The following is a 13,531-nucleotide window of genomic DNA, read 5'->3' as shown; positions in this document are numbered from 1 at the left end:
CGTAGGAGCGCGCGCCTCACGGCCGCTTGCGTCATGTGACTTGACTTGTGACTCGACACGGTTCGTGATGAGGACCTCAGGTATGTGACCTGCCCTCGGGTTGCCCCGCGTCTTCGTCGACTCGCTCGAGGGCGTCCCGAAGGGCGGCACGGCTGGTGATGCCGAGCTTGGGGAACAGTCGGTGGAGGTGTCCACTGACGGTGCGGTGCGAGAGGAAGAGCTTCTCGCCAATCTGTTTGTTGGTCAGCCCGGCGGCGGCCAGCTCGGCGATTTCGTGCTCCTGCGGCGTGATGCTTGGCAGTGAGGCCACCGCGGGCTTTCCCCTGGACGGCCCGGCATACCCACCTTGAGCCCGGCGGCCAGTGGCGCGCAGCTCGGCGTTCGCTCTCGCCAGCCACGGCGTGGCGCCGAGTCGCTGAAAGATCTCGGCAGCCTGCTCGAGCTGGTCGGCGGCCTGCCCTGTACGCCGCAGCCGCCGTAAGCGCTCGCCGTACGCGAGCCGGACTCGCGACAGGTAGAACGGCCACTGGTCAACGCCGACGGTGGACACGGCTTCGTCGAAGAGCACGGGCGCGTTGTGGTCAGTCGCGACCATGGCGCTGGCTGCCCGGGTCAGCATGCCCAGCCGAGGAGAGAGTTCCGCGACACCAGCCTCTTGCAGCATGGCCACGTGGGCCTGCGCCTCGGGGAGGCGCCCGGTGCGGACACAGCTCTCCACCAGGTCCATGAGAACCCAGAGGGCGAACTGTGCGTGTGACGCGAGCTCGCCGGGTTGACTGATCCTGCTGGACCCGCGGTATGCCGCCTCGAAGTCTCCTCGTCCCAGCGCATCGACCGATCGTGCATGGGCTTCCATCTGGGCGGCCAGGCCAGCACCCCTGGGTGTCCCCCAGGCGACCAGAGCCCCGATGGTCTCGTCCAGAGCAGCGGCATCTCCTCGCGCGGCGGCCACGGCGGCGTGGACGTGTCGGGCTGACACGGCGAACAGGGGAAAGCCGTGTCCCTCACTGAGCTGGATGACCTCGTCGGCGCGTTGCACCGCGTCGTCCCAGCGTCCTGTCCAGTAGGAGTCGAACGCGAGCAGCACCTGTGCCTGGATGACGAGACCGGCGGCGCCACTGTCGCGTCCGACCTGGGCGACTCGCTGGAGGGCCGGACGAACCTGCCCCAGTCGGTCCACGACGTTTGCGACGAAACCGACCTGCAGGGTCACCGTCGGGTCACTCTCGAAAGCCAGGTCGGCCACCGCCATGTCGAGGTTCTCCACTCCCTGGCGCGTCGTACGAGCCGGGTCGGCGAAGGTCTGGCTGACCAATCGGAGACTCGGCGGAACATGGGGTTCCAGACGCTGCAGCGCCCGGTAGAAGGGCTCCCACAGGTCTGCGCGTGCGCCGAAGAAGCAGACCATGGTGAGCGTGCTGAGCGCGTGCGCCAGGGCCATGTCGCTGGCTCCCTTGCTGGTCTCGATGGCTCCGACCAGCAACCGGTGCGCCGTTTCCACCTCACCGTCGCCGTTCACCAGGACGAAGGCAGCCGTCGCCGCCGCCTGGAGCGTGTCGTCGAGCTGAGGGTCCGCATTGTGCGCGTCTGCAAGGAGGCGTGCGGCATTCTGCACCTGACCGGAAATGCCAATCCCCGCGTATGCCGCCTCGGCGAAGCGTCGCCCACGGTCCGGCCCCGCGGGCGAAAGTTCAGCGGCCCGAGTCAATGCGTCGACCGCACCCACCCCGTCTCCCCGAGCAAGGCTGCGATGCGCCACCGCCTCAAGCAGAGCCGCCACACTCTCATCCGCGCCGACTGACGCCCGCGCAAGGTGCCACGCCTGCATGTCCGGACGGTCGGACGTGTGCGCCGCCAGTGAACGATGGGCTGAACGCCTCTGTTCGCTGTTCGCCATCTCGACCACCGCCGAGCGGGTCAGGGGATGCCGAAAGGCCAGCTTCCCTCCTGCAGTGTCCACGGACACGACGTGGATCCGCTCGGCGGGCACGAGGTCCTTGAGTCCGGCTGACGGCTCCGCCTCGCGTGCAGCTGCGCTCAGCACCGCCAGCTCCCCGGAGCCGTCCAGCGCAGCGAGGAGAAGAACGGTCCTGGTCGACTCGGGTAGGTCAAGGACGCGGCTGGCAAACAGGTCCTGCAAGCGTTGCGTCAGCGGCAGAACTGATGGGAGGTTGCCGGCGCGCTGTGACGAGCTGAGAGCAGCGGGAAGCTCCAGCAGGGCCAGCGGGTTACCGGCGGCATCAGCCAGGAGCCGCTGACGAGTCTGCGGAGCAAGCGCGGGGTAGTGCGCGTGCAACAACTCCAACGCGGCCTCGTCGGTCAACGGCCCGACGGACAGCGTCGGCAACCCGGCCCGGTCAAAGAAGCTCTCCTCCGTCGGGCGCGCTGCCGCAAGCAGTCCCACCTGACTTCCGGCGAGGCGTCGCGCCACGAAGGCCAACACGATCGAGCTCGAGCGGTCGAACCACGGGACGTCATCCGCCATGACCAGCAATGGCTGGTTTTGGGACTCTTGTCGAACCAGAGCCAGTGCCGCGGCACAGACAGAGAGCTGGTCCGGGGACCCGCCACCACCCATTCCGAGAGCGGAGGCAAGGACTTCGGAAGACTTCGTGTCGAGCCGGTCCAGGGTCGGGAACAGCGGACTCAGGACCTGATGCAGCCCGGCGTAGCTGACGTCTGCTTCGAACTGGACCCCGCTCGATCGGATGACGCGGCCCCCGGCTGTGGTCCACCGCCTGTCCGCAGCCGCGAGGAGTTCGGTCTTGCCAATGCCCGGGTCCCCAGTCACCAGTAGCGCGGCGCCCCCGCCGCGGGCTTGGGTGATGAAGGCCTCGAGGGCCTGCATCTCCAGGCTGCGCCCGCTGAGGAGGTTCATGATCACCGTTTCCCGAGGAGGCCGTTGAGGGACGTTGCTGCCCTGCCGGAGGGCAACTCCTTGGCTGTGGCACTTGGCCTGTCCCTACCCCGCAACTCCACTCATCCGGACCTGCCCCCGCAGCGCTCGATGGTCCTACCAGTAGAGCGCAACCGGCCAGTCCCGGCTAGATCGAATCGGCGGCCACCACATCGAAGGCAGTCCGTCGAAACCCGCCGAGACGGGCCGATCAGGCGTCGAACCGCTTCCGGATGGGGCCGAGGAAGGTCTCGCCGGCGGCCGTGGTGGCACCGGCTGGCAGGGCGATGGTGACGTCCCAGGTGGGCGCGTCCGAAGGCAGCGGGAGGGCGACCAGCTTGCCGGCCTTCTTCCGTGCGATGTGCTGGGGGACGATGGCGATGCCGAGGCCGTGTTCGACGAGGTCGAGCAGCGTGTGGACGTCGTTGACCTCGGACGCGATTCGCCGCGCCACCCCGGCCGCGACGAAGGCCCGGTCGGTGACCTGACGAGAGCCCCAGTCGGTGTTGAAATCGACGAACGGTTCGCAACCCAAAGCCTTCCAGCCGACGCGCTTGGCGTGGGTCAGGCCATTCTCTGGCCGGCAGACCAGCGTCATCGGCTCGCTCGCGAGCCGCTCGAACCTCACGTCGTCCGGGGCGCCGGGCGACCCCGCGACGAAGGCGATGTCGAGCCGGCCGGTGTGGACCTCGTCGACCAGTCTGGCCGACCCGGCCTGCTGGACGACGAGCTCGACGCCCGGGTGCTCGATATGGAACTCCGCGAGTTCCCGCGGCACGTCGACCGCGCCAAGGCACTGCTCGGTCCCGACCCGCAGTCGGCCTCGTCGCAGGCCCTGGACGGCCGCGACCGCATCCCGGGCCGCCACGACGCTCGCGAGGGTCCGTCGGGACTCCTCCAACAGCGCCTGTCCCGCGTCGGTCAGCTCGACCCTGCGCGTGTTGCGATCGAACAGCTCCGCGTCGAGCTCGCGCTCCAGGGCTCTGATCGAGGCTGAGAGCCCGGACTGGGAGATGAACAACCGCTCGGAGGCGCGGGTGAAGTGCCTTTCCTCGGCCACCGTGACGAAATGCTCGAGCTGTCGCAGGTCCATGATCCAGAAGTCTAAGTGGATGCTGCCAGCAGTTTCTACTGTTGGACATGTCAATCCGAGACGGGGACTCTTGAGGACATCAGCAATCCGCCCATCAAGAACGGAACGTCCCATGCACGACCCTGAGCCCCTGACTCACGTCCCCCAGCCCCTGACCGTCGAGGAGTCCAGCCGCCTGGCCGTCACCGCCACCGTCACCGACCTCGAGTACTGGGCGCGCGGCGTCGCCGTCGACGGACGTCTCGAGCTGCTCGACCTCCTGCGCGTCTTCGACGCGGTCCGCGCCAGCAGCGTCCCCCAGAGCGCCGGCCAGCCCACCTCACTCGCCATCCTCGCCAGCTGAACCCCCCCCATTCACCTACCCCCACCACAGGAGCCACCACCCATGCACCTTCGCACCATCGGCGACACCAAGGTCAGCGCCATCGGCCTCGGCGGCATGCCCATGTCCATCGAGGGACGACCCGACAGGTCCCGTTCCATCGCCACCATCCATGCCGCCCTCGACGCGGGCATAACCCTCATCGACACCGCCGACGCCTACCACCTCGATGAGAGCGACATCGGCCACAACGAGACCCTCATCGCCGACGCGCTGGACTCCTACGGGAGCGACACCTCCGACGTCCTCGTCGCCACCAAGGGCGGACACCTGCGCCCCGGCGGCGGGGCCTGGACCGTGGACGGTTCCCCCGCACACCTCAAGGCAGCGTGCGATGCATCCCTCCGCCGCCTCAGGGTCGAGGCCATCGGGCTCTACCAGTTCCACCGACCCGACCCCACCGTCCCCTACGAGGACTCGGTCGGCGCCATCGCCGACCTGCTCGACGCGGGCAAGATCCGCATGGCCGGTATCTCCAACGCCAACCCTGACCAGATCCGCACCGCTCAGACCATCCTCGGTGGGCGGCTCGTGTCGGTCCAGAACCAGTTCTCGCCCGCATTCCGGTCCAGCGAGCCCGAGCTCCAACTCTGCGACGAGCTGGGAATTGCCTTCCTGCCGTGGAGCCCGCTGGGAGGCATCAAGAGCGCCGCCGACCTCGGCAGCGCCTTCTCCCCATTTGCACAGGTCGCCGAGGAGGTCGGCGCCACCCCGCAGCAGGTCACCCTCGCCTGGATGCTCGCCAAGTCGCCGGTGGTCATCCCGATCCCCGGGTCCAGCCGGCCCCAAACCATCCACGCCTCCGCCTCAGCGGTCGAGATTCAGCTCACGCCGGAGCAGATCAGCCGGCTCGACTGCTCCTGAATGACCTGCCGGGCGCGGCGGCCCGGCGCCCTACGGACGACACACCTGCGCAGCGTGGGCTCGGCCCGCGATTGCCCCCGCCACGCCTCACTCGTTGCGCCTCTTCGCGGCCCCTGCCAGCCGACCATGATCGAGTCAGGTCGCCTGCGCCAGGGCGGCAGCGATGACTTCAGCGGTCTGTTGCGGAGCCTCGTCCGGGAGGAGGAACACCGCACCAGGGATGGTCACCAGGGTCACGTGCGCAGCCGCCTGGAGGGTGGCGCGCTCGGCATCGGTGAGGCCACCGTCCCCCTTCTCGGCGTGAACCACCCACGCCGGTATGCCGGACGCGGCCAGCCTGGTGGCGTAGTCGTTGTCCGCGGCGATGTAGTCGAGGTACTCGCGGCTGGTCCGGACCGAGTCTCCGGCCTTGTTCTGCTTGAGGTCCTCGATCAGCTCTCGCTTGTGTGGCTGGGGTGTCTTGGCAGACCTGGCCAGGAGGGGCAGGAGCCGGAGCATGGTGGCCATTGGCCAGCTGCCCACCTTCTGCGATGTCCGGACGACGGCGCGGAAGAACCTGGCCTCGTCCTCAGTTGTCAGGCTGATGCCGAGGAGGACGACCGGGCCGCGGAAGTGACCGGACAGGTACGCCTCCAGCGCGACCGTGGCGCCGTGGGAGAAGCCGACGATCACGTCACAGCGCTGTGCTTTGGCCAGTTCACCGACCAGGCGGGCCAGTCCGGGGATGGACACATCCCCGACCAGCGGGGCGCCGGCCATGCCCGGCAGCGTGGTGGCGACCAGACGAACACCGGACAGCGCCGGCTCAGCCATCACCAGATCGAACGAGCGGGCCGCGTTGGCTCCGCCCGGTATGAGCAGGACCGACTGGTCCGCATCCTCGGGTCCCGCGGTGACAAGCTCCCAGGCTTCCCTCATGGCATCTCCGCAACGACGGCTCCTGGTCTCGACGGTAGGCCAGGACGGCTCCTTGCGGAACGGTCTGGGGCGCAGTGGCTGCAGAGGAGCTCGTGGCTGGCCTGACGGCGCGGGGCAGCATCTACCTCTTCACCCTTCGGCATCACGCGGCTCGACCGGGCCGCGTCCGAGAGGCGGTATCTCGCCCGAGAACAAGAGCGCACACCAAAGCAACTCCGCCACTGTCCGACGGGAGCTGCCCACAGCGAGATATCCACGCCCAGATCCCCTCCGGCGTGGATACCTCTTCCCACCGGACAGCATGCGCCCTCGCCGACCAACCCACAATGACCACTTCTGGGCATGTACGCCGCGGCGCATCGGTGGGAGCGTGAGCGTGCGCGTCCCCCCGCCCTCCCTGCGGGCGGGGGGACGCGTCTTCGCCCCGCATTGACCGCAGGGTTTCGACCCTTCAGTACCCACCGACTTCCGGGCGCACCATGGACGACAACCGCAGCGGCCCTGATGGAGACCCGACCTGTCGATCTCGCGCTGCACCTGGTGAGGTTGGCCGAGCAGGAAGCCACGGCAGCACGGTGGGCCGACAGGGATCACCGTCAGAGGTGAGGTTGTGCTCCTGACAATCCCTCGACATCAAGAACAGCGGCGGCGCCCCCAACGGTCCGAATCTACGGCCCCGCTTGCTGCAGAAGCTCGAGCAGGGGCTCGAGGTCCACGAAGGCAAACCGCACCTCGGCATCGCTGCAGCCGTATGGCAGCACCAGCTGTCCGTCGTGGACGAGGCCGCCGCAGGAGTAGACGACGTTGGGAACGTATCCGTCACGCTCTTGCTCCGTGGCGGTCAGCATGGGCTTGGCGAGCGAACCCAGGACCCGCGAGGGGTCCTCGCGGTCAAGCAACATGGCGCCGAGCCCGTAGGTGCGCATTGGTCCGACGCCGTGGGTGATCACCAGCCAGCCGACCTCTGTCTCGATCGGCGAACCGCACTGGCCGAGCTGCACGAGCTCCCATGGCCGCTCGGGACGGATGAGCGTCGTCGATGCTGCCCACGTGACGGCATCCTTCGACCGCGTGAGCCCCAGCGTCTCGCGGTCCCAGCGGGTCAGCGCGAGGTAGTCTCCGCCCACCCGCCGCGGGAAGAGGGCCATCCCCTTGTCGCGGGCGGACGGCCCCATCTGATGTCGGCTCTCGAAGGTCACGAAGTCCTCGGTCGTGAGCAGTCGTGGCGCGACGTTCGAGCCGTCGTAGGCGGTGTATGTCGCGTGGTAGGTCACCCGCCCGTCGTCGGTGAAGCGGACGAAGCGTGCGTCCTCGACGCCGTTCGCCTCGACCGGGACCGTGGGGAACACCACGCGTGAGGAAAGGGGTCGCTCGGCGTCGAAGCGCAGGCGATACGTCGCGTCGGGTGGCGCTTCGACCGTAGCCGCTGGAAGTGGGGCCGCTCTGCGGTTGCTCGACATCGTGCCGGGGGTCACGACGCCTGTGTCGGGGTGTGGGTCTGGCTCATCGAGACGCACCTCGCGAGCGCCGCCGGCACCGTCAGCAGCGCCAAGGCCAGAAGAGCCGAGGACACCGGTACGGAACTCGATGCTCGAGATGTGACCCTCACCGACGGCGCGCAGGCTCATGACGAACCGCAGCTCCCCGTCCGCGAGCCCGCTCTGGTCAGGGTGTGCGACGAGCGAAGGGTTGAACAGGGCGGCCGCCTCGAGCGCGTACTCCTGGGTGAAGTAGGCGCCGAGGAGGTGCCGTCGAGTGCTGGAGAGGTCGCCGGCACCGTCGATCCGGTGGGCAACGAGGTCGAAGTGCTCGCGGAACATCGCGACCAGGTCGTGATGTCGGTGCGCGAACCCGGCAACCGTGTCGGCGAGCACCCGCGCGGCTTCGTCCTCGTCGAGCGACAGAACCCGGGCAATGACCGCGTCGACCCGCGACTTGCCGGTGGTCAGCAGCTCCTGGCCGGGGAGGAACAGCCGCCCCAGCACCCGGCTCGGGTCCGGCCGAAGGGCGAGGGCGCCCCGGTGCACCCAGGCGTGGTCGTCAGGTGCCACGCGCGCTTCGGTATGCCGGCCGCTCACCGCGGTCACGACGCCGCCGACGACGACGCGAAAGCGAGCGGGAAACCCGGGCCGTTGGTCACCCCGAGCCGCTGCGCCTGCTGGAACGTCGAGATCATCGCGATGGTCGACTCGGCGCCCTGGTTCTCGTTGCGACCGCCTGGTTCGAGGCCGTCGCAGCCACCCCCGCTGATGGGGTCGTGCAGGGAGGTGCGGGAGTCATTCGCCCCCTGGAACCAGGCGGAGCACCGGGAGACGGCAGCGCTCCAGCGCGGGTCCGCCGTGACGTCGAATGCCCGCGCGCAAGCGTCCGCGAGCGCCGCGACCTCGATCGGCTGCTGGTCGAACTGGGGTCGGGTTTCGCCGAGGCCCCACCCGCCGGCCGGTGAAACCGACAGGTGGCCTCCGGCCGTTTCGGTGTCGAGCAGCCAGCTCAACATCCGTAGCCCCTCCGTCAGCCACTTCCACACCCCGAGCAGCGAGCCTGCGGCGACCAGGGTCTCGGCGAGGGCCGCGTTGGCGTAGCTGAGCCGTGACTCGGGCCAGTGCCAGCCGGCCACAATGGTTTCCGTCATCCCGAGGAGGCGGTCGGGGCGTGCGATGAGGGTTGCGGCATCCGCCAGCAACGCCTTGGCCACGTCGTCTCGTGGTCGCACGGTGAGGACCTCGGCCGCCCCCAGACCGGCGAACGCCATGGACCTCGGCCATGGTGAGCGGAGGGCGGCTCCTGCGCTGAAAGCCTGAGTAACCCGCCAGTCGACGACCTCGGGGGCCCGGGCAACGCCGGTGCCCAGCGCCCAGAGGGCACGCCCCCAGCAGTCCTCGACCGTCGGTTCATCGGACCACGATCCGTCGACGGCCCGGCGGTTGCGGAACTTCCCACTCTCACCTTGGGCGTCGAGCACGAAGTTCAGGTAGGTCGATGCGAGCGCGGCGAGCTCGACCGTGTGGTCGGGCTGACGGACCGTGACGATGAAGGCGCGAGCGACGTCGTCGAGGCAGTAGCCGTGCTCGCGGCGGGGGACGGTCAGCTCGGCGTGTTCGAACAGTCCGACGTCGTCGGAGAGGTGGTGGAGGTGCCGGAAGGAGACCGGTGCCAGCGTCAAGGGCACGGCGGGGGCGTCGGTTGCCAGTGACGACGTGGTGAAGGTCGTCATGTCAGACCCTCACCGGGGCGGACGAGGCGATGACCTCGCGGGCGAGGGCGTCGTACTGCTGGGCGACTGCAGGCCAACGCATCTGAGGCGCGATCCGCTCGGCCTGGGCCGACATCGCGGCAGCGAGCCCCGGCTCGGTCAGCACCCTCCGCAGTCCCCGGGCGATGGCGCCCGGGTCTTGCCGTTCGACGAGCAACCCGGCACCGCGACCAAGCAGTTCTACGGCGTGGGGAAAGGCGGTGGACACCACCGGCCTGCCTGCCGCAACCGCCTCGGCGAGGACCCCCGAGGTCACCTGCTCCGTGGAGTCGTAGGGCAGCAGCACGACATCCGCGGCTGCCACGGCGAGGCCCAGCGCGTCCGCGGTGAGGTATCGCGCGTCGAACTCGACGAGTTCGCCGACCCCGAAGACGCGGGCCCGTTCGACGAGGGCGTCGCGGTAGCGCTCCCCCTCGTGCTCGATGATCTTGGGATGCGTCTGGCCGACGACGCGGTAGAGCGGCGCGAGGTCACGTAGCTGGGCGAGCGCCTCGATGGCCCACTCGATGCCCTTGCCTTCGCCGAGCAGGCCCCACGTGAGGACGACGGGGCGGCGGTCGGCCGGCCGGGGAAGGTGCGCGTGGGCCGGCAGCACGCCCGGGGGCGCTCCATGGGGCACGACGCGGATCCGGTCAACGTCGAGGCCGTAGTGCGCGACCAGCCGGTCTCGGGCGGTACGGGTCATGGTCACGACGACTGCGCTGCGCTCGGCGAGCTCCCGCACGATCTCGCGCTGCCGGTTCGACGGCGCGACGAGGACGGTGTGGACGACCAGGACCATGGGCGCGACCAGCTGACGGGTGACGCCGAGGACGTCGATCCCGTCCTGGCCGCCGAAGATGCCGTACTCGTGCTGCACCACGACGACGTCGAAGCGGTCGAGGACGGCGGCGGCGGCCTCCGCGCCGCCCGCACTGCCACGCACCCACTGGTGGACCACCTCAGGCAGCGGGACCGGCTCCTGAACATCCACGACCTGCACGACTCCGACGGCGCCATCGCCACCGCCTTGACCGGCGAGGGACTCCGCGAGGGACCGGCTGAAGGTCGCCAGCCCACAGGGAGTCGGGGGGTAGGTGCTGAGGACTCCGTATGACACGGACATGGCGAGCCTTCCTTTGGTCGCCCCGCGTCGACAGCCGACGTGGAGCACAGCCACCCACAGGGGCGGCGACCTGCACGCACGGTGCGCTGGGGCCTACGCGGCGTGGTCACACGCAGGCCAGTCGAGACATCTTTGTCGCGATGCGTCTCGTTTCCTGACGAGACGGCGAGACTTCGACGGTAGCACCCTGCGGGCTCCCGCCCCCGGGACAATCATCCCTCGGGACCCTCGTGGGCGGGGTGGGGCGCTCCACGACGACTAGGGTGATGACGACGCCCCGTACCGCCCGCAGCCTCGCCGTAGCCGCGACCACGTCGGCACGTGCCGCGCACCGACGGACGGAGCTCCATGAGGATCGGCGTCATCGCCTCGATCGCCCACAGCCTGCCCCCTGTCGGCTACGGACCGTGGGAGCAGATCGCCTCGACCCTCACCGAGGGGTTCGTCGAGCAGGGTCACGACGTCACCCTGTTTGCGACGGCAGACTCGACGACCTCCGCTCGACTGCACGCCACGGCACCGCACGGCTACGAGGAGTCCCCCGGCCTCGATGCCAAGGCCTGGGAAGGGCTGCACAACGCAGCCGTGTTCGAGCGGGCAGACGAGTTCGACGTCATCGCAAACCACTTCGACTTCATGCCGCTGACCTACAGCCGCCTGGTGCGCACCCCCGTCGTGACGACGATCCACGGGTTCTCCTCGCCCCGCATCCTCCCCGTCTACCGGGAGTACGACGACGTCGCCCACTACGTAGCCATCAGCGACGCCGACCGGCACCCCGACCTGCACTACGCCGCCACGATCCACCACGGCATCGACATGACGGCGTTCACCTTCGTCCCCGAACCGGGCAGCTACCTGCTGTTCCTCGGCCGCATCCACCCCGACAAGGGCACCCACCTATCCATCGAGGTGGCTCGCCGCGCAGGGCTGCCACTCGTCATCGCGGGAATCGTCCAGGACGAGGACTACTTCGCCGAGGCAGTCGCGCCGCACGTGGACGGGATGGCGGTGACCTACATCGGCCCGGTAGGCCCCAGCCAGCGTGACGCCCTTCTGGGCGGCGCACTCGCCCTGCTGCACCTCATCGACTTCGCGGAGCCCTTTGGCCTCTCCGTGGTTGAGTCGCTGGCCACGGGCACACCAGTCATCGCCACACCCCTCGGCTCGATGCCCGAACTACTCCGAGACGGCCGGACCGGGTACCTCGTCACCGACGTCGAGGCCGCAGTCTCCGCGGTGGCTCACGTCTCGCAGCTCGACCGGCAGGAGTGCCACCAAGAGGCGATCACGCGCTTCTCCTCCGACCGCATGGTCCGCGACCACCTCGCCGTGTTCGACCGGGTCGTTCGAGCCGGTGATGAAGGCCGCGCGACCGCATCGCCGCGGTCCGAAGGATTCGGCACCGCACGAGTCGGCGCCAGTCGGCTCGGCAAGGGCTATGGTCGGGACAGGTCCAACTCGTCGTCGCCCTGGACCCGGTGACTTCAGCTGCTGCACCGCTTGGCAGAGGAGACACCGTGTGGCACCACCCGGGACCAGCGTCCCGACAGGCTCGAAGAGCCGACCGGGCATCTCCGACGAGCAGGACCTTTGGCCCTGATACGCATGCACCGAAGCCACTGTGCTTGTTTCCGCGCCGCCCCACCACCGCCGGTGGGCCGAGAAGGAGACCAGCCATGGCCGAACAGGCCACCGCAACGCCCGTCGTCAACAGCTCCGTCGTCAGAGCACGACAGTGACCACTCCGATCACCACCACCCCGTTGACCTCGGACCATCAGCCCCGAGCGGCAACCAGATCGCCCTGGCTGATGCTGGCGATGGCCACCCTCGGCTTCGCGGTGAACTTTTGGGCCTGGGCCCTGATCAGCCCACTCGGACCACTCTTCCGGGCCACCGGGTCCCTCGGCACCCTGACCGAGTCCGACGTCGCCCTCCTCGTCGCTGTCCCCGTCGTGGTGGGCTCCCTCGGCCGCATCATCGTGGGCGGGCTGACCGACCGGTACGGCGGACGGGTCATGTTCCCGATCGTCTCAGGCGTGACCATCATCCCGACCCTCTTCATCGCCTTCTTCGCCCTCGACTCCTACGCCCTGCTCATCCTGGGCGGCTTCTTCCTCGGCATCGCCGGCACCGCCTTCGCCGTGGGCGTCCCGTTCGTGAACGCGTGGTTCCCGCCAGAGAAGCGCGGTCTCGCGGTCGGCATCTTCGGCGCCGGCATGGGCGGTACCGCGATCAGCGCACTGACCACCGTCAAGCTCACCGGCCACCTGGGCGCAAAGGCACCCTTCCTCATCACCGCGGTGGTGCTGGCCGGCTACTCCCTCGCCGCCTGGCTGATCCTTCGGGACGCACCCGACCGAGTGGTGCCCACCACCTCACTGGCCTCGCGGATCTCTGCCAACGCCCGGCTCCCGATCACGTGGCAGGCGTGCCTTCTCTACGCGGTGGCCTTCGGTGGGTACGTCGCCTTCTCGGTCTACCTCCCGGCATACCTCAAGACCGCCCACCACCTCACCCCGGAAAGCGCGGCCAACCGGATGGCCGGCTTCGTGCTCATCGCGGTCATCCTGCGCCCCGTCGGCGGCTGGCTCGCCGACAAGGTGGGTTCGATCCCTGTGCTGGCCACGGGGTTCGGCGTCGTCGTCGTGGGCGCCGCCATCTCCGCCGGCACACCACCATTGCACGGCATCGGCACCGTCGCGTTCCTCGCGATGGCCGCCGCGCTCGGCTCCGGAAGCGGCGCCACGTTTGCCCTCATCGCCAAGGTCACTGAGCCCTCTCGGGTCGGGGGCGTGACCGGACTCGTCGGCGCAGCCGGAGGTCTGGGCGGTTTCGTGCCGCCACTGATCATGGGCTACGTCTACGGCCGCACCGACTCCTACGCCATCGGGCTGTGGATGCTCAGCGTCACCGCCGCGCTGGCACTGCTCCTCACCGTCACGGTCGTCCGCCGAACCGCCGCCCAAGGACAGGAAGCTCGTTGACCCCCTCGCACAAGAAGTCCACGTCCGACAT

10 protein-coding genes are annotated in these 13,531 nt (G+C 69.1%); 4 read left to right on the top strand and 6 right to left on the bottom strand.

From position 1 onward, the window contains the following. Positions 1-76 precede the first annotated feature (76 nt). Positions 77-2,878 (bottom strand): ATP-binding protein, encoded by a 2,802-nt coding sequence (locus tag AC1DWR_RS06405; protein ID WP_477623955.1) that lies wholly within the window; start codon positions 2,876-2,878, stop codon positions 77-79. 229 nt (positions 2,879-3,107) lie between these two features. After that, on the bottom strand, positions 3,108-3,989 hold the full coding sequence (locus AC1DWR_RS06400) for a LysR family transcriptional regulator (protein ID WP_477623954.1): 882 nt from the start codon (positions 3,987-3,989) through the stop codon (positions 3,108-3,110). Positions 3,990-4,101: 112 nt separating this feature from the next. On the opposite strand from AC1DWR_RS06400, the gene AC1DWR_RS06395 reads away from it, so the two are divergent. Continuing rightward, a complete protein-coding gene (locus AC1DWR_RS06395; protein WP_477623953.1) occupies positions 4,102-4,332 on the top strand; it encodes a hypothetical protein in 231 nt (76 codons plus the stop codon). 42 nt (positions 4,333-4,374) lie between these two features. Next, positions 4,375-5,235, top strand: a complete 861-nt coding sequence (locus AC1DWR_RS06390) for an aldo/keto reductase (protein WP_477623952.1) — start codon at positions 4,375-4,377, stop codon at positions 5,233-5,235. Positions 5,236-5,370: 135 nt separating this feature from the next. Here the strand turns inward: AC1DWR_RS06390 and AC1DWR_RS06385 are convergent, their stop codons facing one another. From AC1DWR_RS06385 to AC1DWR_RS06370, 4 genes are all read right to left on the bottom strand, one after another. Next, positions 5,371-6,153 (bottom strand): alpha/beta fold hydrolase, encoded by a 783-nt coding sequence (locus tag AC1DWR_RS06385; protein ID WP_477623951.1) that lies wholly within the window; start codon positions 6,151-6,153, stop codon positions 5,371-5,373. Between the two features lie 668 nt (positions 6,154-6,821). Next, positions 6,822-8,204, bottom strand: a complete 1,383-nt coding sequence (locus AC1DWR_RS06380; protein WP_477623950.1) for a glycoside hydrolase family 130 protein — start codon at positions 8,202-8,204, stop codon at positions 6,822-6,824. Between the two features lie 32 nt (positions 8,205-8,236). Next, on the bottom strand, positions 8,237-9,367 hold the full coding sequence (locus AC1DWR_RS06375; protein WP_477623949.1) for a glycosyltransferase: 1,131 nt from the start codon (positions 9,365-9,367) through the stop codon (positions 8,237-8,239). 1 nt (position 9,368) lies between these two features. Then, positions 9,369-10,511: a glycosyltransferase gene (locus tag AC1DWR_RS06370; RefSeq protein WP_477623948.1), complete on the bottom strand. Its 1,143-nt coding sequence runs from the start codon at positions 10,509-10,511 to the stop codon at positions 9,369-9,371. A gap of 348 nt (positions 10,512-10,859) precedes the next feature. On the opposite strand from AC1DWR_RS06370, the gene AC1DWR_RS06365 reads away from it, so the two are divergent. Together AC1DWR_RS06365 and AC1DWR_RS06360 are read left to right on the top strand one after the other, a co-directional pair. Further along, complete coding sequence (locus tag AC1DWR_RS06365; protein WP_477623947.1) at positions 10,860-11,996, top strand: glycosyltransferase family 4 protein; 1,137 nt, start codon at positions 10,860-10,862, stop codon at positions 11,994-11,996. A 253-nt stretch (positions 11,997-12,249) separates the two neighbouring features. Continuing rightward, positions 12,250-13,500: an MFS transporter gene (locus AC1DWR_RS06360; protein WP_477623946.1), complete on the top strand. Its 1,251-nt coding sequence runs from the start codon at positions 12,250-12,252 to the stop codon at positions 13,498-13,500. Positions 13,501-13,531: the final 31 nt, after the last annotated feature.

The organism is Pedococcus sp. P2_E2 (assembly GCF_056403955.1).
This window is presented reverse-complemented; position numbering and strand designations above follow the sequence as displayed.

Coding starts and splice junctions, on each gene's coding strand:
- AC1DWR_RS06405 (WP_477623955.1), bottom strand. CDS start 2,878: ATGAACCTCCTCAGCGGGCGCAGCCTGGAGATGCAGGCCCTCGAGGCC.
- AC1DWR_RS06400 (WP_477623954.1), bottom strand. CDS start 3,989: ATGGACCTGCGACAGCTCGAGCATTTCGTCACGGTGGCCGAGGAAAGG.
- AC1DWR_RS06395 (WP_477623953.1), top strand. CDS start 4,102: ATGCACGACCCTGAGCCCCTGACTCACGTCCCCCAGCCCCTGACCGTC.
- AC1DWR_RS06390 (WP_477623952.1), top strand. CDS start 4,375: ATGCACCTTCGCACCATCGGCGACACCAAGGTCAGCGCCATCGGCCTC.
- AC1DWR_RS06385 (WP_477623951.1), bottom strand. CDS start 6,153: ATGAGGGAAGCCTGGGAGCTTGTCACCGCGGGACCCGAGGATGCGGAC.
- AC1DWR_RS06375 (WP_477623949.1), bottom strand. CDS start 9,367: ATGACGACCTTCACCACGTCGTCACTGGCAACCGACGCCCCCGCCGTG.
- AC1DWR_RS06370 (WP_477623948.1), bottom strand. CDS start 10,511: ATGTCCGTGTCATACGGAGTCCTCAGCACCTACCCCCCGACTCCCTGT.
- AC1DWR_RS06365 (WP_477623947.1), top strand. CDS start 10,860: ATGAGGATCGGCGTCATCGCCTCGATCGCCCACAGCCTGCCCCCTGTC.